The sequence below is a fragment of the Streptomyces sp. NPDC107471 genome, assembly GCF_055582845.1.
Genome location: NZ_JBVJPC010000005.1, coordinates 665,765 through 691,173, shown reverse-complemented (window position 1 = coordinate 691,173; position 25,409 = coordinate 665,765). Strand labels below are relative to the sequence as shown.

The window sequence follows — 25,409 nt, the reverse complement described above, 5'->3', positions numbered from 1 at the left end:
CGGCCGACGACAACCGTGTGTATGGCGGACCACCGGCGACGGCAGGCGGGTGTGGGCACGACCGGCGGACGACAGGCGCGTCAGCGGCGGACGCGTGACCGGAGACCAACGGGCGACCGACGCACACGTGGTGAGCCACCGTCAGCCGACAGGCAAACCAGCAGCGGACGCGTAGCAGGAGGACGGCGGACGACAGGCACACACGCGGCGCACCATCGGCGGACAACAGACGGACCAGCGGCGGCCACGTGGAGGAAGACCGGCCGACGACAACCGTGTGTATGGCGGACCACCGGCGACGGCAGGCGGGTGTGGGCACGACCGGCGGACGACAGGCGCGTCAGCGGCGGACGCGTGACCGGAGACCAACGGGCGACCGACGCACACGTGGTGAGCCACCGTCAGCCGACAGGCAAACCAGCAGCGGACGCGTAGCCGGAGACCGGACAACAGGTGGGTCAGCGGCACGTGGCGGAAGACCGGCCGACGACAAGCGCGCACGCGGCGTGCCACCGTCAGCCCGACAGACAAGCCAGCGGCCGGCGCCTGGCAGGAGGCCAGCGCACGGCAGGCGAAGCACCGGCGGAAGACCAGCGGGCGACGTGCGCGCACGCGCCGAACCGCCATCGTCAACAGGCAACCCAGCAGCGGCCGCATGCCAGGAGTCCGACGGACGACCGGCGCGCACGCGGCGCCCCACCGTCGGACAACAGGCAAACCAGCGGCCGACGCATGTCGAGAGACCAGCGGACGACAGGCGCCCCCAGCAACCAGCGCACGGCCGGAGGCCAGCGGACGACAGGCAAACCACCAGCCGCCTCCCGCCCAGACCCCAGCGAAGCGGCACGCAAGCCGGCAGCGAACACAAGCCGGAAGCCGACCTGCGACAGACGCCCACATGGCACCCCCCGCCCCCCGACTTGTGCAACCAGGGCGCCAAAAGTCCCTCCTCGCCCCATACTTGTTGCCTCACATGGGGGAACGGTGTCGGGCGGGGGGATCCCATGCGCCGTAACAGTCGGGGCAGGCGACGTCTGGACCAGGTGCTGGCCGTCGCGGGCGCGGCCGTGGCCGCGGGCGCCCTCGCCGGGGTGAAGTTCGTCGGCGGATGGGCGCAGTTCCTGGTGATCTGCCTGCTGGCCGCGGGCACCGGCCTGGGCGCCTACTCGGGGAACTCCCTGCGGGCACGCGCCGCCGGCACCCCACCGCAGGTGCTGATCAGCCATCCGCACGGCGACGAGCCCTGGGCGCACTGGCTGGCCTGGCGGCTCCGGCGCATCGGGTATCTCACCTCGACGCGGCCGTGGGCACCGGCGGAACACCTGTTCCCGCCCCCGCCGGAGGTCGCCCCCGACCACGAACTGGTCATCGTGTCGCGGGCGTTGGACGACGTGGACCACTCGGCCGAGCACACGCGCGTGGCCCGCGCCCGCGGCCGGTCCGTCCTCGCCCTGGTGACCGCGCACCAGGATCCCCCGCTCACCCGGTGGGCGGGCTGCGAGGTGCTGACGCTGGCCGGCCGTACCGCCGACGACGCGGCGGCCACCATCGACGCGCGGCTGCACCAGGCCGGCGCGGTCCCGCTGCCGGAGTACACGGCCTCCCACGTGGTCGGCGAGGTCGAACCCCGGTACCCGGCCCTCGGCCCCCTCGTCACCAACTTCGACAGACGGGCGGTGTCGCACTTCGCGGCGCGCCGCGAGGAACTCGCCCTGCTGCGCGCGGTCCTCGGCACGGTGAACGTCTCGGGCGGCGGCCGCACCTGCGCCATCCACGGTCTCAGCGGCATCGGCAAGACCCGGCTGGCCCTGGAGTACGCCCGCCGCTACGAGGATCTCTTCGACGTCATCTGGCGGGTCGAGGCGGCCCACGCCCCCACCGCCCGTGCGAGCCTGCTCGCCCTGGCGCACCGGCTCCAGGACCTGCGCGACCAGCAGGCCGGGTCGCGGGCCCAGCACGAGGACCGCGATCCCGAACAGACGCTCCAGCACCTGCTCTCCAACGAGTTACCGAGGACCAGAGCGCTGCTGATCTACGACGGGGCCGAGGACGACTCCACGATCCGGCAACTGCTGCCCGACACCGGCCACGGCGGCCAGGTCCTCATCACCTCCGTCAACCCGGTCTGGCAGCGCAGCGCGCCCCACCACCGCATCGCCCTGGAGGCGTTCACCGCCGAGGAGGCCGTGTCCTTCCTGCGCAACGAGAGCGGCATCGACGACGCGGCCGGACTGGCGAAGATCGTCGACAGGCTGGGGCGGCTGCCCCTCGCCCTGGAACCCGCGGCGGCCTCCCTGCGCGACGAACCCGACATAGACGCCTACCTCCAGGCCCTGGACCTCCCCTCGCAGGTCGCGCCCTCCGCCCGTCCGGAGACCAGTCCGAGCGGCGCCCCGGCCTGGATCCACTCCTTCAACCAGGCCGAGACCAAGGACGCCCTCGCGGGACTGCTGCTGCGGCTGTGCGCCTTCCTCGCCCCGCAGGGCATACCCGGCTACTTCTTCGAGGCCGAGAGCCAGCGCACCGACCTGCTGCCCCGACCCCTGGCCGAGGGGCTCGCCCAGCCGTCCCGCGACCGCCGCATCAAGGACACGGCCAGGAACTCCTCGCTGCTCACCGGCGAGGCGAAGCTGGTGATGCACACCCAGGTGCAGGCCGTGATCCGCGAGGAGATGCCCCAGACCGAGCAGACCTTCCACGCGGCGGCCGCGGCCTGCCTGGTCAACGGATGGTTCCCGGAGGACCCGGAGCAGGAGAGCACCTGGTCCCGGTGCGTCGAACTGCTCCCGCACGCCCGGGTGGTGCTCGACCACTGCGGACGGCTCGGGGTCGTCGACGAGAACACCTCGACCCTGTTGCAGAGCATGGGCGAGTACTTCCGTGTACAGGGCGACCGCACCGAGGCGGAGCGGCTCCTGGCGGACGCCCTGCGTCAGCGGGAGAACCTCTGGGGCCGGCAGAACTCGCTGGTCGCCAACACGCTGGTCTCCCTCAGCCGGCTCAAGGTGCTCAGCGCCGAGCTGCCCGAGGCGCGCAGCTTCGCCGAGGACGCCCTCAAGATCCGGCTGCGTCTCGACGGCGACCGCGACCCGCGCACGCTGGAGAGCCGGATGCAGCTCGGCCGGGTCCTGCGCGAGCTGGGCGACTTCGACGGGGCGTCCGAGGCCGCGGCCCAGACGCTGCTGCGGCTGCGGAGGCTGTCGGAGACCGACCCGGTGAAGATCGCCGACGGGCTGTGCGACCTGGGCCTGGTCCGCTGGCGGCAGGGCCGGCTCGACGAGGCGCTGAACCTGCACCGGGAGGCCCTCCAGTTGCTGGAGCGCGCCCCCGGGGACGGCGAGCCCGCGCGGCGCAACCGTACGGCCTTCGTCCACCAGGCCCTCGGGCTTGCCCTGTTGGACTCCGAGGACCTGGAGGGGGCCGAGCAGCACCTCAGGAGCGCGCTGGAGGTCCTGGAGTGCGCAGGGTACGCGGTGAGCCATCCGATCGTGCTGTCCTCGTCGGTGCATCTGGGCGAGACGCTCCGGCAGCGGGCGGCGCGCTACCGGGGACGGGACGACCGGCGCTCTCCGGCCCGCGAGCGTTCCTCGCCGGGAGAGCGGGAGGCCGAGCGGCTGCTCGCCGAGGCGAAACGGATCTTCGACCAGGTGCTGTCGGCCCCCCACATGGACGGGGACCGCGACCACCCGGACCGGGCCTGCGCGCTGGTCCGCTACTCGCACCTCCTGCACGACCAGGGCAACAGCGAGGCCGCGTTGACGGAGGTCAAGAACGCCATCCGGATCTACACCGAGAAGTACGGCTCCCAGCACCCCTACGTGGCCGAGGCCCGCTACCGCCGGGCTCTCATCCGCAAGGGCAGCGGAGGCCAGCCACCCCGCTGGCGAGAGGACCTGACCACGGCTCGGGACATCTACCTGCGGGTTCATCCCACGGACCACCCGCTCATCCAGCGGATCGAGGCGGAACTGGAGGACGGTCCCGATCGGCTCGTCCCGCGGATCGAGGGGGAGTCGGAGGACGGCTCCGGCCCCGCACCGGGCGGCCCCGCGGGCGACCGGCACCCCTGAGATTCCGTCACATCCCTTGTAGCGCACTCCGCGGGCTTCGTAGGATCGCGCCCGGCACAGCGGACTGAATCGTTTCAATGACGAGCGAGGGACGCGCATGGGTGAGAGATGGAACCGCAGGAGCTTCCTGCAGGGCACCGCGGCGGCGGGAACGGGCATCGTCGCGGCGACCACGGGCCCACCGGCCGCGGCCGCGACACCGAGGGAGAGCGGGCTGCCGCCAGGGTCAGTCCGTGCGCGGGAGTGGCCGCCGTCCGGGCTGCACATCGTACGGACCAGCGTGGAGTACGCCGAGAACGTCCTCGGCACCGACGTCGAACGCCCCCGGTTCACTTGGGAGTTGGCGGCCCCCGGGCACGGTGCCCACCAGACGGCGTACCAGATACGGGTGACCCGCGACCGTCCGAACGGCAAGCAGGTCTGGGACTCCGGGAAGGTCGCCTCCGACCGGACGGTCGGCATCGCCTACGACGGCCCCGCCCTGCTCCCCCGCACCCGCTGCCACTGGCGGGTCCGAGTGTGGGACGCGGCGGGGCGCGCGTCCCGCTGGAGCGAGTCGCACTGGTGGGAGACAACGTTGTCCGCCACCGACTGGCGGGCCCGCTGGATCGGCGCAGACGCCCCCGAACAGCCGCCCTCCTTCGAGGGGGCCTCGTGGATCTGGGCACCGGGCGCCACCACCTCCGACGCGCCCGAGGGGCCGCGGTGGTTCCGGGCCCGGCTGCCGCTGCCCGCGGGCACGGACGTACGGCGGGCCACCGTGGTCGCCACCGCCGACGACGACTTCACGCTGTGGGTCGGGGGCGCGCAGGTGCTCGACGCGCCCCAGCAGACCGACGGCTGGCGCACCGGCCGCACCGCGGACGTCACCGAGCGGGTGCGGGGCGCAGGGCCGGAGGTCGTCCTGGCCGCCCTCGCCACCAACCGCGGCGGGGCCTCCGTCAATCCGGGCGGGCTGCTGGTCCGCCTGATCGTCGACACGGCCGACGGGCAGCGCCATGAACTGGTCACCGGTCCCGGCTGGCGCACCGCCGAGACCGAACAACCGGGCTGGACGCGAGGGGACTTCGACGACTCCGGCTGGGCGCAGGCCGTCGTCCTCGCGCCGTACGGTCAGGGCCCCTGGGGCGCCGGCGTCACGGTCGTGGTGCCGGAACAGCCCGCACCCCTGCTCCGCCGCGCCTTCACCGTGCCCCGCAAGATCTCCCGGGCCCGGCTGTACATCAGCGGACTCGCCTACTACGTCGCGGAGATCAACGGCCGCCGCGTAGGGCACCAGGTCCTCGACCCGGGCTTCACCGACTACGACGAGACCGTCCTGTACGCCGTCCACGACGTGACCGACCTGCTGAGCCGCGGCGAGAACGCCCTCGGCGTCACCCTCGGCCGCGGTTTCTTCGGCATGACCACCCCCAACGTCTGGAACTGGCACAACCCGCCCTGGCACGGCGAGCCCCGCCTCCTCGCCCAGTTGGAGATCGACCACCCGGACGGCTCCCGCACCACCGTCGTCTCGGACGGCGACTGGCGCCTGACCGAGGGCCCGACCCGCTCCAACTCCCTCTACGCGGGCGAGACCTACGACGCCCGCCTGGCACCGGCCGGCTGGAGCAGTCCGGGCTTCGACGACAGCGGCTGGCGCGCAGCGGGAGTCCAGCCGGCCCCGCGCGGCGAGCTGCGCGCCCAGCCCCACGACCCCATCGAGATCGTCGAGACGGTACGGCCCACCGCGATCAGCGAACCCTTCCCCGGGGTGTACCTCGTCGACATGGGCCGCACGATGGCGGGCTGGACGCGGCTGACCGTACGGGGCGCCGCGGCGGGGACCGTCGTACGCCTGACCCACGGCGAGAAACTCAAGGCCGACGGCAATGTGCACGCCCAGACCGACCACGTGCCCGGCCGCTTCCAGACGGACGAGTACGTCTGCGCGGGCGGCGGCGAGGACGAGGTCTGGGAGCCGTCGTTCTCCTACAAGGGCTTCCGGTACGTGCAGATCAGCGGACTTCCCGCCCGCCCCGCCCCCGACCAGGTGCTCGGCCGGGTGGTGCGCACCCGGGTCGAGGAGGTGAGCTCCTTCGCCTGCTCGGAGCCGTTCTACGAGTGGCTGGACGGGGCCATGCGCCGCACGGTCCTCAACAACCTGCACGGCATCCCGACCGACACCCCGATGTACGAGAAGAACGGCTGGACCGGCGACGCCCAGCTCGGCACGCCCGTCATGACCTACGCCTTCGGGGTGCACCGCTTCCTGTCCAAGTGGCTCGGCGACCTGGCCGACAGCCAGACCGGGGAGGGCCGGCTCCCGGTGATCGTGCCGAGCGGCGGCTGGGGCTACGGCGACCTCGGGCCCTCCCCGGAGTGGACGACGGTGTACCCCTTCGTGACCCGCGAGATGTACCGGGCCTACGGCGACGAGCGCGCCGCCCGCCAGCACTGGGCCCCGCTGGTGCGCTACCTCGACTGGGAGCTGTCCCGCCTGAAGGACGGCCTCGCGATCACCGCGCTCGGCGACTACCTGCCGCCCGGTTACGGCGGCAACCCGCCCGAGGACACCCGGCTGACCGCGACGGCGTACCTGCACCGCGCCCTGCTGCACACCGCCGAACTGGGCGACCTGCTGGGCGAGAAGACCACGGCGGACCGCTACCGCCGGGCCGCGGACGCCCTGCGCACCGCCTTCAACGCGACCTTCCTGGCCCCGGAGGGCCACTACCGCACGGCGAAGGACCCGGACTACCGGCAGACCTCCAACGCCCTCCCCCTCGCCTTCGGACTCGTGCCCGCCGGCGCCCGGGCCTCCGTCCTCGACAGCCTGGTGCGGGACATCGAGGCACGCGGCAACCACCTCAACACGGGCGCCCTGGGCACCAGCGTGCTGCTGCGCGTGCTGTGCGCGCAGGGCCGGCCGGACGTGGCGCACGCGATCGCCACCCAGCGGACCTACCCGAGCTGGGGCTACTGGCACGACAACGGCGCCGACACCATGTGGGAGATGTGGCCCCTCGACTCCCGCTCCCGCGACCACTACTTCCAGGGCACGGTGGCTCAGTGGCTCTACGAGAACGTGGCCGGCCTGCGCCCCGGCGACGCGGGCTGGCGCACCTTCTCGGTCCGCCCCGACGCCCGCACGGGCGTGAACTGGGCCCGCACCTCGATCCGCACCGTACGCGGCCCCGCCGCCGCCTCCTGGACCCGCGTCGACGACCGCCTGCGCCTGACGGTGGGGGTCCCGGTGGGCGCCACGGCGGACGTCCACGTACCGGGTTCCGAACGCTCCCGGGTGACCGCTCCCCCGACCGCCCACTACCTGCGCACCGAACCGGGCTTCGTGCTGTACCGGGTGAACCACGGCGAGTGGGAGTTCACCGGCGAGGCCTGAGAGACGCCCCCCGACCAACGGAAAAGGCCAGGTCACAGAGCCTGCGACCTGGCCTTCTTTCCGGAGCCGCCTTCGGGATTCGAACCCGAGACCTACGCATTACGAGTGCGTTGCTCTGGCCATCTGAGCTAAGGCGGCGCGCTGTCCGCACTATGGTGCGATCAGCAACGTCGGTAAGTCTACACAGTTTCCGGGGGTGCTCCGCACCAGCCCTGGGGGCACCCCCGGACGCTCCGGAGACCGGGCTAGGAGCAGCGTTTGCCGGGTGCGGGAGGGGTGCCGCGGAGCAGGTAGGCGTTGATCGCCGCGTCGATGCAGGCGCTGCCGCGGCCGTACGCGGTGTGGCCGTCGCCCTCGTAGGTGAGCAGGCGGGACGAGGTGAGCTGGGTGGCCAGGGCGCGGGCCCAGCGGTAGGGGGTGGCCGGGTCGCGGGTGGTGCCGACCACGACGATCGGGGCGGCGCCCCGCGCCTCGATGCGGTGGGGCTCACCCGTGGGTGCGACCGGCCAGTACGCGCAGCCGAGGGAGGCCCAGGCGAGGCCCTCGCCGAAGACGGGGGACGCCTTCTCGAAGGCCGGGACGGCCTTCTCGACCTCCTCGGGGCTGCCGTAGGCGGGCGGGAGGTCGAGGCAGTTCACCGCCGCGTTGGCGGACATCAGGTTGCTGTAGCTGCCGTCGGCGTCCCGCTCGTAGTAGCTGTCGGCGAGGACCAGCAGACCGGCGCCGTCGTTCTGCTTCATCGCCGAGCCCAGCGCCTCCCGCAGTTGCGCCCAGGAGCTCTCGTCGTACATCGCCGCGATCACACCGGTCGTGGCGAGGGCCTCGCCGAGGGTGCGCCCGTCCGCGTCGCCGGTGGGGATCGGGTGGGCGTCGAGCCTGCGGAAGAACGCCTTGAGGTTGCGGCCGACCTGCGCGCTCGGTGTGCCCTTGGCCCCGAGTGGGCAGTCGGGCTGCTGCACACAGTCCTTGGCGAACGACTGGAAGGCCGTCTCGAAGCCCGCCGTCTGGTCGAGGTTCAGCCGGCGCGCGGGCAGCGAGGGGTCCATCGCGCCGTCCAGCACCAGCCGCCCCGAGCGGCCGGGGAACAGCCCCGCGTACGTCGCGCCGAGGAACGTCCCGTACGACGCCCCCACGTAGTTCAGCTTCGCGTCGCCCAGTGCCGCCCGCACGATGTCCATGTCCCGGGCCGTCTCGACGGTCGACACGTGTCGCAGCAGGTCCGCCGAGTGCGCGCCGCACTCCTCCGCGAACTTCTTGTAGGCGTCGACGAGTTCGGTGGTCTCGCCCGCGTCGTCGGGGGTGGTGTCCGTCTGGGTGTACGTGTCCATGTCCCGCCCGTCGAGGCATTCGACGGGCTCGCTGCGGGCGACTCCGCGCGGGTCCACCGCGACCATGTCGTAACGGGCCCGCACCTCCGCGGGGTAGCCGATCCCGGCGTACGCCTGGGCGTAGCCGACCGCCGAGCCGCCCGGTCCGCCCGGGTTCACGAACAGCGACCCGATGCGCTCACCCGGCCCGGTGGCCTTCTTGCGGGTGACGGCGAGCCGGACGTCCCCGCCGGCCGGCTTGTCGTAGTCGAGCGGCGCCCTGACCGTGGCGCACTCGAAACCGGGGACCCCGCAGCTCCGCCAGTGCGGCTTCTGTCCGTAGTAACGCGCGAGGGCGGCCGGTGTCGACCGCGGCAGGGCGCCGAGGGCCACGTCGGCGGCCGAGGTGGCCGAACTCGTGGAGGCGCCCGCGGAGCAGGCGGAGACGAGCAGGGCCGCGACGGCGAGGAGGGCGCCGCCGGTACGGGCCGTGCGCGCCGGAGCCGACGACGGCGCCGAGGACGGGGCCGGCGTCCGTGTCGGCACCTCGGGCCGCGGAAGGGGGAGCTTCCGGCCGGTGGGGCGGGGATTGCGCCTGATGTGCATCGAGCGAGCGTAACTCTCCGCAACGACACGCGTGCCCTGCGTGAACAAAGCGGCCCGTACGAGTGACCCGGTCAAACGCATGATCACCCACCGGCCCCGGTGCTCAGCCCGCTCGGAGCGCCATCGTCATGGCCTCCACCGCGAGCAGCGGGGCCACATTGCGGTCGAGGGCATCGCGGCAGGCGCCGATCGCCTCGATACGGCGGAGCGTGGCCTCCGGGGAACTGCCGCGGGCGAGCCGCTCCAGGGCGTCCTCGGCGTCCGCGTTGGCGATCGCCACCCGGGAGCCGAGCTGGAGGGCGAGGACGTCCCGGTAGAACGCGGTGAGGTCGGTCAGGGCCAGGTCGAGGCTGTCGCGCTGGGTCCGGGTGCGGCGGCGCTTCTGCCGGTCCTCCAGGTCCTTCATCACGCCCGCCGTGCCGCGGGGCATGCGGCCGCCCTGGGAGGCGCCCATGGCCGCCTTCAGCTCCTCGGTCTCCTTGCCGTCCATCTCCTCGGCGAGCTGCTTGGCGTCGTCGGCCGCCGCGTCGACGAGCTCCTGGGCCGCCTTGAGGCAGCCGCCGACGTCGTCGATCCGCAGGGGCAGCTTCAGCACGGCGGCCCGGCGCGCGCGGGCGGCCGGGTCGGTGGCGAGACGGCGGGCCCGGTCGACATGGCCCTGGGTGGCCCGGGCGGCGGCCATCGCGGCGGCCGGCTCGACGCCCTCCCGGCGCACGAGCATGTCGGCGACGGCCTCCACGGAGGGGGTGCTCAGGTTCAGGTGGCGGCAGCGGGAGCGGATCGTCGGCAGGACGTCCTCGATGGACGGCGCGCACAGCAGCCAGACGGTGCGGGGTGCGGGCTCCTCCACGGCCTTGAGGACGGCGTTGGCCGACTTCTCGTTCAGCCGCTCGGCGTCCTCGACGAGGATGATCTGCCAACGGCCGGTCGCCGGCGAGGTGAAGGACTTCCGGACGGTGTCCCGCATGTCGTCGGCGAGGATCTGGGTGCCGACGGCGGCCACGGAGGTGACGTCGGCGTGGGTGCCGATGAGTGCCGTATGACAGCCGTCGCAGAAGCCGCAGCCGGGCGCTCCGCCGAGGGCCCGGTCGGGACTGACGCACTGCAGGGCGGCGGCGAAGGCCCGCGCCGTCTGGTTGCGGCCCGCTCCCGGGGGGCCCGTGAACAGCCAGGCGTGCGTCATCTTCGACGCCTCGGGCGGCGGAGCGTCGGTGGCGACGGCGGTGACCAGGGCGTCCGCGTCCCGGGCGGCGGCGGCGAGCTGCTCGCTCACCCTCTCCTGGCCGACCAGGTCGTCCCATACGGTCATGGGTCACGCCGCCCTTTCGTTGCTACCGGTGCTGTGGGGTCCATTGTGCGGGCCGGCACTGACAACGGTCCGACGGCTGCGTGTCGACCACGGGCCGGTGGGGGCGGGTCGCGCAGTTCCGCGCGCCCCTGGGCGGGTGCGGTCGGGCCGACGTGCACTGCACCGACCAGTGAGGGGCGCGGGCACTGCGCGACCAGCCACAACGCACCCGCACCCGCACCCGCAGAACGACCGCTACCGCCCCCGGCCCCGCCGTCCCCGGTCCTCGCCGTACCCCTCGTCGTGCGGTCCGAGCAGTTCGTCGGCCAGCGTGGGCAGGTCGTCCAGCGGTGTCTCCTCGGCCCAGTCCGACCGGGTCCTGCGCCGCGGCGCGCCCTCCGCGTCGACCTGCGGCAGCTCCCGCGTCCGCTCCTCGTCCCGGAAGTATCCCGGCGGCACCCGGTCCGAGGTCCCCTCCCCCGGCGCCGGAGGCACGGGCGGCAGTACGGCCGTCTCATCGGCGGCACCCGGCGGCACGACCGGCGGAAGCACCGCCGTCTCGTCGGCGGCACCCGGCGGAACGGGAGGCAGCACCGCCGTCTCGTCCGCAGCCCCCGGCGGAACCGGCGGCTGCGGCAGCTCGGCCGTCACCTCCGCGTCGGACACGGCCGCACCGGACGCCCCGGCACCGTGCCCGTCGCCGTCCCCGTCCGTGGAGGAATCCTCGTCGTCCTTCTCCATGGACACGCGGGGCAGCACGGCCGTCTCGTCGACCGGTCCGCCCGACGCGTTCGTCGGTGCCACCACCGGGGTGGGCACGGTCGCCGCGTCCAGCCCCGCAGCGGGAGTGGCGGCCTGCCTGGGCCCCTCCTCGGCCGCGGCGGCCGCGGCCTCGGCGAGCCGTCGGGCCTCCTCCGCGCGCAGCAGGGCCTCCTCGGCCTTGCGCTGCTTCTCCAGCCGCCGCTCCTCGGCCTCGGCCCGCAGCCGCGCCTCCTCCTCGGCACGCTTGCGGGCGGCTTCCTGCTCGGCCTTGCGCCGCGCCTCCTCCTCCGCGCGGGCCTTCTCCTCGGCGAGCAGCCGTGCCCGCTCCTCCTCGGCCCGCCTGCGCGCTTCCTCGGCCCGCAGCCGGGCCTCCTCCGCCTGGCGTTCGGCCTCGCGGCGCTGTGCCTCCTCCAGCTCGCGCCGCTTGCGCTCCTCCTCCTCGGCCTTCAGCCGGGCGAGCTGCTCCTGGCGCTCCCGCTCCAGGCGCTCCTCCTCGGCCTTGCGCGCGGCCTCTTCCTCGGCCTTGCGCCGCGCCTCCTCCTCGGCCTTGCGGCGCGCCTCCTCCTGCTCCCGGATCTCCTGCTCGGACAGCGGCAGCATCTGGTCGAGGCGGTGCCGCACGACGGTCGTGACGGCCTCGGGCTCCTGCCCGGCGTCCACGACCAGGTAGCGGCCGGGGTCGGCGGCGGCCAGCGTGAGGAACCCGGACCGCACGCGCGCGTGGAACTCCGCGGGCTCCGACTCCAGCCGGTCCGGCGCCTCGGTGAACCGCTCGCGGGCGATCTCCGGGGACACGTCCAGCAGGACGGTCAGATGCGGCACCAGTCCGTTGGTCGCCCAGCGGTTGATGCGGGCGATCTCCGTCGGCGACAGGTCGCGTCCGGCACCCTGGTAGGCCACCGAGGAGTCGATGTACCGGTCCGAGATCACGACCGCGCCCCGCTCCAGGGCGGGCCGGACCACGGTGTCCACGTGCTCCACGCGGTCCGCCGCGTACAGCAGCGCCTCGGCGCGGTGCGAGAGTCCGGCGCTCGACACGTCCAGCAGGATCGACCGCAGTCGCTTGCCCACCGGGGTCGCGCCCGGCTCGCGCGTCACGACGACCTCGTGGCCCTTGGCGCGTATCCACTCGGCGAGCGCCTCGGCCTGGGTGGACTTGCCGGCCCCGTCGCCGCCTTCGAGGGCGATGAAGAACCCCGTGCCGGCGGGCACCGTCTCCGGGTCGTCGCCGCCGAGCAGCGCGTCCCGCAGGTCGTGCCGGAGGGGGACGCCGGACCGGTCGTCGACCTTGGCGAGCACCAGCGCGGCCACCGGCAGCAGCAGGGCGCCGACCAGCATCAGGGTGAACGCGGCGCCGCCGTGCGCGAACACGAACTTGCCGTTCTCCAGCCGGTGCGGTCCGATCGCCGCGGCGACCAGGGGGGCGACCAGCGCGCCGACCGCCACACCGACCCGCACGACCGCGTGCAGGTGCTCGGTGGTCCGCGTCCGGCGGTATTCCTCGGTCTCCTGGTCGAGCAGGGTGTGCCCGGTGTTGGCGGCGACGCCCGCGCCGACACCGGCCAGCGCGTCGATCAGCAGCACGGTGGTGACGTCCGGGACGAGCCCGGCGGCCAGCAGGGCGACACCGGTGAAGGCGATCGCCAGCGCGAGCAGCCGGCGCCGCGACAGCGAGACCAGCACCCTGGGCGCCGTACGGACGCCGACGACGACACCGCCGGTCAACGCGGCCACCATCAGGCCGTACATCACCGGGCCGCCGCCGAGGTCCCGGGCGTGCAGCACGGAGACGGCCACGGCCGCCGCGATCGCCCCGGCGACGGCGGCACAGGCCGGCACCAGCAGCGGGATCGCGCCGGTGCGGCCCTTGTCGACGCCGGTGCCCGTCTTGGGCCGGCGCAGCCCCTCCAGCGGCGAACGCGCGCGCGGGGTGCGGGTGTCGGGCAGCTCCAGGAAGGTCAGCAGGGACACGTTCGCGGCGAACAGTCCAGCCGCGACGTACGAGGCGAGGGCCGCCTGGTGCTGGCCGAACCAGTCGATGCCGGAACCCAGCAGGTTGTTGAGCAGGGCCGCCACGACGAGGGCGGCACCGGCGAGCGGGATCGCCACGAAGGTCGTCCGCAGCGACAGGCGGCGCAGCGCGTCCAGGTGGTCCGGCAGCGGTCGTACCGTCGCCCCCTCCGGAGGCGGGGCCGGCAGCAGGGCGGGCGCCGCGCTCTCGCGGCACACCGTCCAGAAGCGCTCGGCGACACCGGTCACGAAGACGGTGACCAGGATCATCGTGAGGGCGTCGTCCGGCATCCAGTCGATCCACAGCGGCGCGACGATGAGCAGGGCGAGCCTGACTCCGTCCGCGCCGACCATGGTCCAACGGCGGTCCAGCGGCCCTTCCTGCGCGGTGAGCGAGGTCAGCGGGCCGAGCAGGACGGCGCCGAAGAGCAGCGTCGCCAGGATGCGCGCACCGAAGACGGTCGCCACTGCGAACGCCGCGCCGCGGTAGCCGCCGCTGAACGAACCCTCGGCGATCGCCGCCTGAAGGGCCAGCAGGACCAGCACCAGGAGGGCGAGGGTGTCGCCGATCCCGCCCACGAGCTGGGCGCTCCACAGGCGTTTGAGCTGGGGCCTGCGCAGCAGGGCGCGGACGGCGCGCTCGCGGGAGTCCGCGACCAGGGCATCGTCGGGGGCCGGCTGAAGGGCCGTTGGCTGCTCGGCACGGGTCATGCATTCAGCCTATCGGGAGGCACCGACAGCCAGGGGAGTGCGTCCGCGGGTGCGCACACCCCGACACCAAAGTGATGCCGGGGCGTTCGTTTCGCGAAGCCTCGGTGGAGGAACCGGACCGGAGGACCCGGCTCCCGAGGAGGGCCGGCTCAGTCCTCGGACGCCGTCTTGGAAGCCGTCGCCTTCTTCGCGGTGGTCTTCTTCGCCGTCGTCTTCTTCGCGGCCGTCGTGGTCTTCTTCGCCGCGGTCTTCTTGGCGGCCGTCGCCTTCTTGGCCGGGGCCTTCTTGGCGGGCGCCTTCTTCGCCGTCTTCTTGGCGGGCCCCTTGGCCCGCTTCTCGGCGAGCAGTTCGAAGCCGCGCTCGGGGGTGATCTCCTCGACGCTGTCGCCGGAGCGCAGGGTCGCGTTGGTCTCCCCGTCGGTCACGTACGGCCCGAAGCGGCCGTCCTTGACCACGACCGGCTTCTCGCTGACCGGGTCGGTGCCGAGCTCCTTCAGCGGCGGCTTGGCGGCCGCGCGGCCGCGCTGCTTGGGCTGGGAGTAGATCTGCAGCGCCTCTTCGAGGGTGATCGTGAAGAGCTGCTCCTCGGTCTGCAGCGAGCGCGAGTCCGTGCCCTTCTTCAGGTACGGGCCGTAGCGGCCGTTCTGCGCGGTGATCTCCTGGCCCTCGGCGTCGGCGCCGACGACACGCGGCAGCGACATCAGCTTGAGGGCGTCCTCCAGGGTCACCGTGTCCAGCGACATCGACTTGAACAGCGAGGCCGTACGCGGCTTCACGGCGTTCTTGCCGGTCTTCGGGGTGCCCTCGGGGAGCACCTCGGTGACGTACGGGCCGTAGCGGCCGTCGCGGGCGATGATCTGGTGGCCCGTCACCGGGTCGGCGCCCAGCTCGAAGTCGCCGCTGGGCTTGGCCAGCAGCTCCTCCGCGAGCTCGACGGACAGTTCGTCGGGTGCCAGGTCCTCGGGCACGTCGGCGCGCTGGTGGTTCTCGGAGTCCTTCTCGCCGCGCTCGATGTACGGGCCGTAGCGGCCGACCCGGAGCACGATGTCGTTGCCCACCGGGAACGAGGAGACCTCGCGCGCGTCGATCGCGCCCAGGTCGGTCACCAGCTCCTTGAGGCCGCCGAGGTGGTCCCCGTCGCCGTTGCCGGCCTCGGCCGCGCCGCCGATGCCGTTGCCCTCGCCGAAGTAGAACCGCTTCAGCCACGGCACGGACTGGGCCTCACCGCGGGCGATGCGGTCGAGGTCGTCCTCCATCCTGGCGGTGAAGTCGTAGTCGACGAGCCGCCCGAAGTGCTTCTCCAGGAGGTTGACCACGGCGAAGGACAGGAAGGACGGCACGAGGGCCGTGCCCTTCTTGAAGACGTAGCCGCGGTCGAGGATCGTGCCGATGATCGACGCGTACGTCGACGGGCGGCCGATCTCGCGCTCCTCGAGCTCCTTGACCAGGCTGGCCTCGGTGTAGCGGGCCGGGGGCTTGGTGGCGTGCCCGTCGACCGTGATCTCCTCGGCGGTCAGCGGGTCGCCCTCGCTGACCTGGGGGAGCCGGCGCTCGCGGTCGTCCAGCTCGGCGTTCGGGTCGTCGGCGCCCTCGACGTAGGCCTTGAGGAAGCCGTGGAAGGTGATCGTCTTGCCGGAGGCGCTGAACTCGACGTCCCGGCCGTCGGCGGCGGCGCCACCGATCTTCACCGTGACGGAGTTCCCGGTCGCGTCCTTCATCTGCGAGGCGACGGTCCGCTTCCAGATCAGCTCGTACAGCTTGAACTGGTCGCCGGTCAGACCGGTCTCGGCGGGCGTGCGGAAACGATCACCCGAGGGGCGGATCGCCTCGTGCGCCTCCTGGGCGTTCTTGACCTTCCCGGCGTACGTCCGCGGGCTCGACGGCAGGTAGTCGGCGCCGTAGAGCTGGGTGACCTGGGCGCGGGCGGCGGTGATCGCCGTGTCCGACAGGGTCGTGGAGTCGGTACGCATGTAGGTGATGAAGCCGTTCTCGTACAGCTTCTGGGCCACCTGCATGGTTGCCTTCGCGCCGAATCCGAGCTTGCGCGAGGCCTCCTGCTGGAGGGTCGTCGTACGGAACGGGGCGTAGGGCGAGCGGCGGTACGGCTTGGACTCGACCGAGCGGACCGCGAACCGCGTCTGCTCCAGGGCCGCGGCCAGGGCACGGGCGTCGGCCTCGTCGAGGTGCAGGGTGTTCGCGCTCTTGAGCTGTCCCACGGAGTCGAAGTCACGGCCCTGCGCGACCCGCCTGCCCTCGACGGTCTGCAGGCGCGCGACCAGCGACGACGGGTCCGACGAGTCTCCCGCGCGGCCGGTCGCGAAGGTGCCCGTCAGGTCCCAGTACTCGGCGGAACGGAACGCGATGCGCTCGCGCTCCCGCTCCACGACGAGCCGGGTGGCGACGGACTGGACACGGCCGGCCGACAGGCGCGGCATGACCTTCTTCCACAGGACCGGCGAGACCTCGTAGCCGTAGAGGCGGTCGAGGATGCGGCGGGTCTCCTGGGCGTCGACCAGCTTCTGGTTCAGCTCGCGCGGGTTGGCGACGGCGGCCTGGATCGCGGCCTTGGTGATCTCGTGGAAGACCATCCGCTTGACCGGGACCTTGGGCTTGAGCACTTCCTGGAGGTGCCACGCGATGGCCTCGCCCTCGCGGTCCTCATCGGTGGCGAGGAAGAGCTCGTCGGAGTCCTTCAGCAGGTCCTTGAGCTTCTTGACCTGGGCCCGCTTGTCGGCGTTGACGACATAGATCGGCTCGAAGTCGTGCTCGACGTCCACACCGAGGCGGCGGACCTCGCCGGTGTACTTCTCGGGCACCTCGGCGGCGCCGTTGGGGAGGTCGCGGATGTGCCCGACGCTCGCCTCGACGACGTATCCGGGGCCGAGATAGCCCTTGATCGTCTTCGCCTTGGCAGGCGACTCGACGATGACGAGTCGGCGGCCGCCCTGTGCGGTCTCGCTGGTCGGGGACAACTTCGCTCTTCTCTCCGGTCGACGCTGGGGTCTCCCCAGGCCTTGGTTCCCGGGGTCGGGTCATATGGACGCTTGCGGAGTGTGACGGTACATCCCGCCCCCGTGTCAAACGGGAAAAGCCCGCAACGGCCACTCGAACGGTAACCCGACTACCGCCATTTCTGCCGCCCGGAGTACCCACCGGCCTTTTCGCACTCATCCGGAGGGCGATCTCCCCATTACCGGTCGGCCCGTTCGCGTCGACCTCCCAGGAGCCGTCCTAGAGGCCGGTGAAGCACCATGCGCCGAGGGCCAGCGTGAGGAGCGCGGCGACGGTCGCGAGGGTCGCGGATGCGACGGGACTCACACCGTGCGCCACGGGCTCGCGATGCCGTACCCGGGCCGCGGTCCACACCAGCAGCCCGCCACCGAACAGGGCGAACACCGTTCCCGCGAAGATCGCCGGTCCGCTCTCCATGGCTCCCCGTGCCCCTTTTCTCCGTCCGCGCGTGCACCTTCGATGGAGACTGGCACGCCCGGGCGGCGCACAGACGAACCCCGGGTGAACGCCGCGCCCACCCGCCCGCGAGGTCCGCCTGTCCGGCCCCGGTCCCGTCCCCGCCCGCTCGCCCGAGGGTCACCGCGGCTGTCCCGGACGCCCACGGGACCCGTCCGGTTCTCGCCCGCTTCTCACCGGGTTCCCGCACTTCCGCGACCGGGCGGGCATCGGATTCGGTACGGAAACCGACCGGATTCAGACCGCGCCGGGCGGGGGTATCTTCCCGCTCGACTTCTTGTTGTCGGTCAGGCTGACCGTGCACACGATCTTGTCGAATCCCTTCTTCCAGTCGTCCTCGTCCGCCACCCAGCCGTACACAAGGCGCTCCCGGTCGGGCGCCCAGGCGGACTCGAATTTGTTGCCGCACAACTTCGTCGCGTTGTCGCTGCCCTTCTTCTGGCTCATTCCGGCGGGGGCCCGGACCGTGCCGATCACCTGGTCGGTGTGCGGTTTCGAACAGTCGGTCAGCGGAGCCCGGTAGCCGTCGTCGAGCTGTTGGTAGACCCAGCAGTCGCCGACGCTCATCTGACCGACCCACAGGTCCGTGCCCAGGTCCCGGAAGCGGCCCACCTCACCGCCTATCGCGGCATGGCGGCCGAGCACGAGACACGCCGTACCGCGGCCGGCCGCGCGGAAGCCCGCCTCGGTCGGCACGACGGCGTACCCGGCCGCGTCCGGCAACGCGTCCACGACGGGCCGGCTCAGGTTCGCGCAGCGCCGCGCGCCCCGGGTCCGGGCGTCGGCGAAGTCGGCCGCCGTGTCGACCGCCACGACCTGGCCGTCGGGCCAGTCGTCCGCGCAGTCCACGACCCCGAGGTTGGGCGCCGACGCGAAGGGCGTCCCCGACCACACCGCATGCACGCAGTCACCGGCCTCCAGGGGCTCGTCGAGCCCGACCACCTCGCCGTACGGCAGCGCGGACCCGGTCGGGGACGCCCCCTGCGACCGGCTCGCGCCCGCGCTCGGCGACGACTTGGTCGCGGTGTCCTTCGTGCCGTCGTCCCCGGTCACCGACATGACGCCCCACACACCGCCCGCGACCACGAGCAGCACGCCGACGACGAGAGCGACAACGGCGAGCCGCTCTCGGGAGGCGGGGGGTGACGGCGGGGACGGAGGCGGAGACAAGGACCGGGGCGGGGTGAACGGCGATCCGCCCCCGTACGGCTGCGAGTACGGGGCCGGAACGCCCCCGCCGTAGGGCCGGGCCCCGGCGTACGCGGACGCTGAGCCCCCGCCGGCATAGGGCGGCGACTGCGAAGGCGAACTCGCTCCCTGGGCGTACGGATTGTTCGGTTCCGGTCCCTGCCCGGCGGGTGGCGGCCACGCGCTGTACGGCGGTGCGGAGCCCGGTGTCCCGCCCGGTGTGAACGCTCCCCCTGGTCCATGGCCGCCGTCGGCCGCGTCCCCCGGGGTACCTGCCGGTGTCCCTGGCGTGCGCGGCGTCGGCGGCGCGCCTGCGACCGGACCCCAGTTCCCGGCGGCCGCCCTGTCAGCGGCCGCCCTGTCGGCGGGCGGCCCGAACCCTTCCCCGGCGGCCCCGTACTCCGGCCCCGACGCGACCGCACCCGCCCCGGACACCCCCTGCACGACCCGCTCCAGGCCCCGCTTCGCCGCCTCCGGGGAGAACCTGCGCACAGGGTCCTTGACCAGCAACCCCTGCAGCACCGGCGTCAGTTCGCCGGCCCGGACAGGTGGGGTGGGATCCTCGCCCAGCAGGGCCGTCAGCGTGGCGTACTCACCGTGACGGTCGAAGGGGCCGCGCCCCTCGACGGTGGCGTACAGCGTGGCGCCCAGGGAGAACAGGTCGGCGGCCGGGGTCGGCGGTTCGCCCCGGACGCGCTCCGGCGCGAGGTAGCCCGGGGTGCCGAGGATGCCGGCCGTGGCGGTGAGCCGGGGTTCGCGGGACCCGGGCCGCAGGGCGATGCCGTAGTCGGTGAGCAGTACGCGCGCGTAGGGGTCGCCCGAAGCGTCCGGCGCCAGAAGGATGTTGGCCGGTTTCACATCCCTGTGGAGGATGCCGACGCGGTGTCCCGCGGTGAGGGCGTCGAGGACGGCGAGACCGACACGGGCCGCCTGACCGGGCGACAGCGGCCCGGAGCGTCGTACGAGGGCCTGGAGGTCGGTCGCGTCCGGCACGTACTCCATGACGATCCACGGCAGTCCCTCGTGGACCACCACGTCGTGCACCGTCGCCACATGCGGATGGCCGCGCAGCCGGGCCGCGTGCCGGGCCTCGCTGCGGGCCCGGGCGATGCTCTCCCACTCCCGGCTCCGCTCGGGCGGGAGGCCCTCGACGGCCGGCTCGCGCGCGTCCGCGGGCGGGTCCACGGCCGTGTCCGCAAGCGCGATCTCCTTCATCGCGACCTCGCAGGCCAGCTCCTCGTCGTACGCCAGCCAGACGCGGCCCATGCCGCCCGCGCCGAGTGTGCGCAGCAGCCGGTAGCGGCCGTTGATCGTCCTGCCTTCGCCCCGATCCGGCGTTTCCCCCGCCATCACGCCTCCCCCCGAGACCCGAGCACCGGGTCAGAGACAGCGCGCCTCCCCCGAGAACGCGTCAGCTCTGTCTCTCGAAGGTAGCTTCGCACCTGCCACTGACAGCAGCCCTTTTCCGGAGCAATCCCGCCAGAGCGGGCACAGGGGCCTCAGGAGCGCGAGGGCGCCTCAGCAGCAGCGCGGGGGAACGCCCGCGGTCACGCCGGTTCGATGAACCCCTGCTCCACCAGCAGCCGGATCTGCGCGGGCGTACGGTCGCGCAGCAGGACCGGGTCCTCGTCCATGAGCTGGGCGATCGCGTCGAGGATGCGGCCCGCGCTCAGCGAGCCGTCGCACACGCCGGCGAAGCCCGCGCCGACGGTGTCCACCTTGGTGGCCCGGCGCATCCCCCGGTGCTGGCGCAGCACCACGTGCTCGGGGTCCTCCGCGCCGGGCAGCCCGACCTGCTCCTGGACGATCTCGGGCACGAGCTTGAAGTGCGCCTCCAGCAGGGCCGCGTCGTCGTGGGCGCGCAGGTAGTCGAGGCGCTCGAAGTGCGCGCGGACGGTGTCCCCGAGCGGCTGCTCGACCGGGTGCGGCCACTCCTCCACGGTGATCGAGGGCTCGGCCGAGCCGGTCCTGCGCAGGGTGATCCAGCCGAAGCCCACGGCCTTCACCTTGCGCGCCTCGAACTCGTCCAGCCACGCGTCGTACAGCGCCTGGTACTCGGCAGGGTCGCCGCGGTGGTCACCGGCGTCCCTGAGCCACAGCTCGGCGTACTGCGTGACGTCCTGGACCTCGCGCTGCACGATCCACGCGTCGCAGCCGCGCGGCACCCACGACCTGAGCCTGTCCTGCCAGTCCTCCCCCGAGACGTGCTGCCAGTTGGCGAGGAACTGTGCGAACCCGCCCTCGTTCAGCAGCTCCCCCGCCCCCTGAACGACCGAGCGGCACAGATCGTCCCCGCCCATCCCGCCGTCCCGGTACGTCAGCCGCGCACCGGGCGAGATCACGAAGGGCGGGTTCGACACGACGAGGTCGTACGTCTCCCCCTGCTTGAGCGGCTCGAACAGCGAGCCCTCCCGCAGATCGGCCGCCGGGGCGCCGGACAGGGCCAGCGTGAGCGCGGTGATGTGCAGCGCGCGCGGGTTGAGGTCGGTCGCCGTCACGCGCGTGGCGTGCTGCGCGGCGTGCAGGGCCTGGATCCCGGAGCCGGTGCCGAGGTCGAGGGCGGCGCCGACGGGCGTACGGACGGTGATGCCGGCGAGGGTCGTGGAGGCGCCGCCGACGCCGAGGACGACCCCTTCGTCACGGCTGCCGATGCCACCGGCGCCGCCGACGGCACAGCCCAGGTCCGACACGATGAACCAGTCCTCGCCGTCGGGCCCGCCGTACGGCCGTACGTCCACCGTCGCGGTGACCTGGTCCGTGCCGGAACGCACCAGCCAGCCGCTCTCCAGGCACGCGTCGACGGGCAGGACGTCCGCCACGCGCGCGTGGAGCACCGGTTGCTGCAGGAGGAACAGGCGTACGAGCACCTCCAGCGGGGTGTCCCCGCGAGTGGCCCGGAGCGCGGGCACGGTCTCGCTGCGGGCGAGGGCCGCGTAGGCGGGCGCGCCGAGCAGCTCCAGCAGCCCGTCGGCGGTGAAGGAGGCCCCGAGCAGGGCGTCCCGCAGCCGCGCGGTGACATCGGGGAGGCCGGGAGCGGGGGCGGTGGGCAGCGTGGGCAGACTGGAGGTACTCACGCCCCCATTGTGGCCCGCGCCCGCCCCGCGACACGCCTCGGCGGACGACTCACGGCACGACTCGGCCGCGCTCACGGCACGTCCGGCGGCGGACTCACGACACGGCTCGGCCGCGGGGCGCCGCGTACGCGCCCCGCCGTCCGTCACCGGACCCGCCCGGCCGTCCGCCGCCCTGCGTGCCTGGCTGTCGGTCGCCCGGTGCGTCTAGCTGTCCGTCGCCGGGGCGGACGCCCCGGAGGACGTGGACGCCTGCTTGCAGCCCGACTGCTCGGACAGTGCCTGCTTGGTGTCGCCCGACTCCAGGTCCTTGAGCGCGGAGAGCGCGGTCTGGCGCTGCGCCTCCACCTTCTGCATCTCGGCGGAGACGTCCTTGAGACCGGTCGCGAACTTCGCCTGGTCCTTGGTGTTGAGCCCGTCCACCTGCGTCTTCATGTCGGCGTAGGACGCCGAGAGGGCCGTGAGCTGCTTGACGGCCTCCTGGAGCTTCTTCGCACCGTCCTCGGCCCCGGGAGGCGCGCCGGCGTTCTTGATGACCGTGGCGCGTGCCTTGTAGCCGTCGGACAGGTCCTGGAAGGCCTGGGAGTCGGCCTTCTGGAGCTCCGCCGGGGTGCTCTCGGTGTCCTCGGCGGCCTTGGTGATCGCGTCGTAGGCCGCCGTGATCTTCTTGTTCTGGGCCGGCACCAGGTCACAGACCTTCTTGGCCCAGGCGTCGAGTTCCTTGTTGTCCTCGCTGCCACCGCATCCCGTCAGCGCCAGTACCAGTACCGCACCGCCGGACAGTGCGGCCGCGAGCTTCTTCTTCACCGGATCGGTCCCTTCCATGGCCTCTCAGCCCCCGGACCTTACACAGCGCACGCACCGCACCCCCACACCGAAAATCCGGTAAAGGTACCTTTTGCGGCTGTTTGCACCAGGCGAGAGAAGCCTCACGGCCGAGTGGCGCACACGCACAGGGCGGGCGTGCGGCGCATGAACGCGCGCCGCACGCCCGCCCTTTGAGCTGGGCCTCGTGCCGGGACCTACGAAACCACCGCGGGGTCCGCCGACTTGGCCACCTTCTTCTCGTTGTCTTCGTCACCCACGGCGATGCCGCGCCGCTTGGAGACGAAGACCGCGCCGGCGATCACGAGGAACGCGAGAACGGCGATGAGGATCCGTACGCCGATGCTCTTGTCGTCGCCGTAACTGAACTTGATCACCGCGGGTGCGATCAGCAGCGCCACCAGGTTCATCACCTTCAGCAGCGGGTTGATCGCGGGGCCCGCGGTGTCCTTGAACGGGTCGCCGACGGTGTCGCCGATCACGGTCGCGGCATGGGCCTCGCTGCCCTTGCCCCCGTGATGGCCGTCCTCGACGAGTTTCTTGGCGTTGTCCCAGGCACCGCCGGAGTTCGCCAGGAAGACCGCCATGAGCGTGCCCGCGCCGATCGCGCCCGCCAGGAACGCGCCGAGGGCACCGACCCCGAGCGTGAACCCGATGAAGATCGGCGCCATCACGGCGAGCAGCCCGGGCGTGGTGAGTTCCCGCAGCGCGTCCCTGGTGCAGATGTCGACGACCTTGCCGTACTCCGGCTCCTCGCTGTAGTCCATGATTCCGGGATGCTCGCGGAACTGCCGCCGCACCTCGTAGACCACGGAGCCCGCCGACCGGGACACCGCGTTGATCGCCAGCCCCGAGAAGAGGAAGACGACCGCCGCGCCGGCGATGAGCCCGACGAGGTTGTTGGGCTGCGAGATGTCCATCATCAGGCTCATCGGCGCGCCGGCCCCGCTGAGCTTCTCGCCGACGTCCTGCGCGCCGGTCGTGATCGCGTCTCGGTACGACCCGAAGAGCGCCGACGCCGCGAGGACCGCGGTGGCGATGGCGATGCCCTTGGTGATGGCCTTGGTGGTGTTGCCGACGGCGTCCAGGTTGGTGAGCACCTGCGCGCCCGCGCCCTCGACGTCCCCGGACATCTCGGCGATGCCCTGGGCGTTGTCGGAGACCGGCCCGAAGGTGTCCATGGCGACGATCACGCCGACCGTGGTGAGCAGGCCGGTGCCGGCCAGCGCCACCGCGAACAGCGCCAGCATGATCGACGTGCCGCCGAGCAGGAAGGCGCCGTAGACGCCGAGGCCGATCAGCAGCGCGGTGTAGACGGCCGACTCGAGACCGATGGAGATACCGGCGAGGACGACGGTGGCGGGCCCCGTGAGCGAGGTCTTGCCGATGTCCTGGACCGGCCGGCGGTTGGTCTCGGTGAAGTAGCCGGTGAGCTGCTGGATGACGGCGGCGAGCAGGATGCCGATGGCCACCGCGACGAGCGCGAGGATCCGCGGGTCGCCGTCCCTGCCGCTGATCGCGGTGTCCGTGACCCCGTCGAGGTCGGCGTACGTGCCGGGGAGGTAGACGAAGACGGCGACCGCGACCAGCACGAGCGAGATCACCGCGGAGATGAAGAACCCGCGGTTGATCGCGGACATGCCGCTGCGGTCGGAGCGGCGGGGGGCCACCGCGAAGATGCCGATCATCGCGGTGATCACGCCGATCGCCGGGACGAGCAGCGGGAAGGCGAGTCCGGAGTCGCCGAAGGCCGCCTTGCCGAGGATCAGCGCGGCGACCAGGGTCACGGCGTACGACTCGAAGAGGTCGGCCGCCATGCCCGCGCAGTCGCCGACGTTGTCGCCCACGTTGTCGGCGATGGTCGCGGCGTTGCGCGGGTCGTCCTCCGGGATGCCCTGCTCGACCTTGCCGACCAGGTCGGCGCCGACGTCGGCGGCCTTGGTGAAGATGCCGCCGCCGACCCTCATGAACATCGCGATGAGTGCCGCGCCGAGGCCGAATCCCTCCAGGACCTTCGGCGCGTCGGCCGCGTACACCAGCACCACGCAGGAGGCGCCCAGCAGACCGAGCCCCACTGTGAACATGCCGACGACGCCGCCCGTACGGAAAGCGATCTTCATGGCTTTGTGCGAGACGGCGGTGAGATCCTTTTCCGGCTCGCCTTCCGCCGGAGTGGCTTCTCGCGCCGCCGCGGCCACACGCACATTGCTGCGCACGGCGAGCCACATGCCGATATAGCCGGTGGCTGCCGAGAACGCCGCGCCGATCAAGAAGAACACGGATCGGCCTGCGCGCTGATTCCAGTCGTCCGCGGGCAGCAGCATGAGCAGGAAGAACACGACGACGGCGAATACGCCGAGCGTGCGCAGTTGGCGGGCCAGATAGGCGTTCGCGCCTTCCTGGACCGCCGCCGCGATCTTTTTCATGCTGTCGGTGCCCTCGTCGGCCGCGAGCACCTGGCGTACCAGGACGCCTGCCACGACGAGCGCCGCCAGGGCGACGACCGCGATGATCGCGATCAGCACCCGGTTGTCGTCGGTGAGCACCGCGGCCGCGAAGGTAGTGGGCTGGTCCAACTGATCAGGGGTAGAAAGCCCCGCCATTCGTCCTCCTTGACGCTTGGGCTGAGCTCAAGATGTGGACGGATTGTAGGTACCCCGCCCTGATCAAAACAGGGCGCGGTAAACGGAATTGGCCTTTACAGAACCTGAAAGCAGTAAT

Annotated in this window: 11 protein-coding genes and 1 tRNA gene; 2 read left to right on the top strand and 10 right to left on the bottom strand. The window is 72.6% G+C overall.

What is annotated here, in order from left to right; translation table 11 throughout:
* Positions 1-1,004: 1,004 nt before the first annotated feature.
* Positions 1,005-4,070, top strand: coding sequence for an FxSxx-COOH system tetratricopeptide repeat protein (gene fxsT, locus ACZ66S_RS20580; protein ID WP_469902921.1), 3,066 nt, complete (start codon positions 1,005-1,007; stop codon positions 4,068-4,070).
* Positions 4,071-4,167: 97 nt separating this feature from the next.
* Positions 4,168-7,452 carry a family 78 glycoside hydrolase catalytic domain gene (locus ACZ66S_RS20575; RefSeq protein ID WP_469902920.1) on the top strand — a complete coding sequence of 1,095 codons (3,285 nt, stop codon included), beginning with the start codon at positions 4,168-4,170 and terminating at the stop codon, positions 7,450-7,452.
* Positions 7,453-7,516: 64 nt separating this feature from the next.
* Here ACZ66S_RS20575 and ACZ66S_RS20570 read toward each other — a convergent pair.
* The 10 genes from ACZ66S_RS20570 to ACZ66S_RS20525 form a co-directional block, all read right to left on the bottom strand.
* Positions 7,517-7,590: transfer RNA gene (locus tag ACZ66S_RS20570), tRNA-Thr, on the bottom strand.
* A gap of 107 nt (positions 7,591-7,697) precedes the next feature.
* The gene (locus tag ACZ66S_RS20565) at positions 7,698-9,365 is read right to left on the bottom strand and encodes an alpha/beta hydrolase (RefSeq protein WP_469902919.1); all 1,668 of its coding nucleotides are present in this window, start codon (positions 9,363-9,365) and stop codon (positions 7,698-7,700) included.
* 103 nt (positions 9,366-9,468) lie between these two features.
* Positions 9,469-10,674 carry a DNA polymerase III subunit delta' gene (locus tag ACZ66S_RS20560; RefSeq protein WP_469902918.1) on the bottom strand — a complete coding sequence of 402 codons (1,206 nt, stop codon included), beginning with the start codon at positions 10,672-10,674 and terminating at the stop codon, positions 9,469-9,471.
* Positions 10,675-10,908: 234 nt separating this feature from the next.
* Positions 10,909-14,136 carry a dTMP kinase gene (tmk, locus tag ACZ66S_RS20555; protein WP_469902917.1) on the bottom strand — a complete coding sequence of 1,076 codons (3,228 nt, stop codon included), beginning with the start codon at positions 14,134-14,136 and terminating at the stop codon, positions 10,909-10,911.
* Positions 14,137-14,285: 149 nt separating this feature from the next.
* On the bottom strand, positions 14,286-17,108 hold the full coding sequence (gene topA / locus ACZ66S_RS20550) for a type I DNA topoisomerase (RefSeq protein WP_469902916.1): 2,823 nt from the start codon (positions 17,106-17,108) through the stop codon (positions 14,286-14,288).
* Positions 17,109-17,367: 259 nt separating this feature from the next.
* The gene (locus tag ACZ66S_RS20545) at positions 17,368-17,565 is read right to left on the bottom strand and encodes a hypothetical protein (RefSeq protein WP_053853023.1); all 198 of its coding nucleotides are present in this window, start codon (positions 17,563-17,565) and stop codon (positions 17,368-17,370) included.
* Between the two features lie 276 nt (positions 17,566-17,841).
* A complete protein-coding gene (locus ACZ66S_RS20540) occupies positions 17,842-20,142 on the bottom strand; it encodes a serine/threonine-protein kinase (RefSeq protein ID WP_469902915.1) in 2,301 nt (766 codons plus the stop codon).
* 197 nt (positions 20,143-20,339) lie between these two features.
* On the bottom strand, positions 20,340-21,866 hold the full coding sequence (locus tag ACZ66S_RS20535) for a DUF7059 domain-containing protein (protein WP_469902914.1): 1,527 nt from the start codon (positions 21,864-21,866) through the stop codon (positions 20,340-20,342).
* Positions 21,867-22,070: 204 nt separating this feature from the next.
* A complete protein-coding gene (locus ACZ66S_RS20530) occupies positions 22,071-22,688 on the bottom strand; it encodes a small secreted protein (protein WP_469902913.1) in 618 nt (205 codons plus the stop codon).
* Positions 22,689-22,885: 197 nt separating this feature from the next.
* Positions 22,886-25,291, bottom strand: coding sequence for a sodium-translocating pyrophosphatase (locus tag ACZ66S_RS20525; RefSeq protein ID WP_469902912.1), 2,406 nt, complete (start codon positions 25,289-25,291; stop codon positions 22,886-22,888).
* Positions 25,292-25,409: the final 118 nt, after the last annotated feature.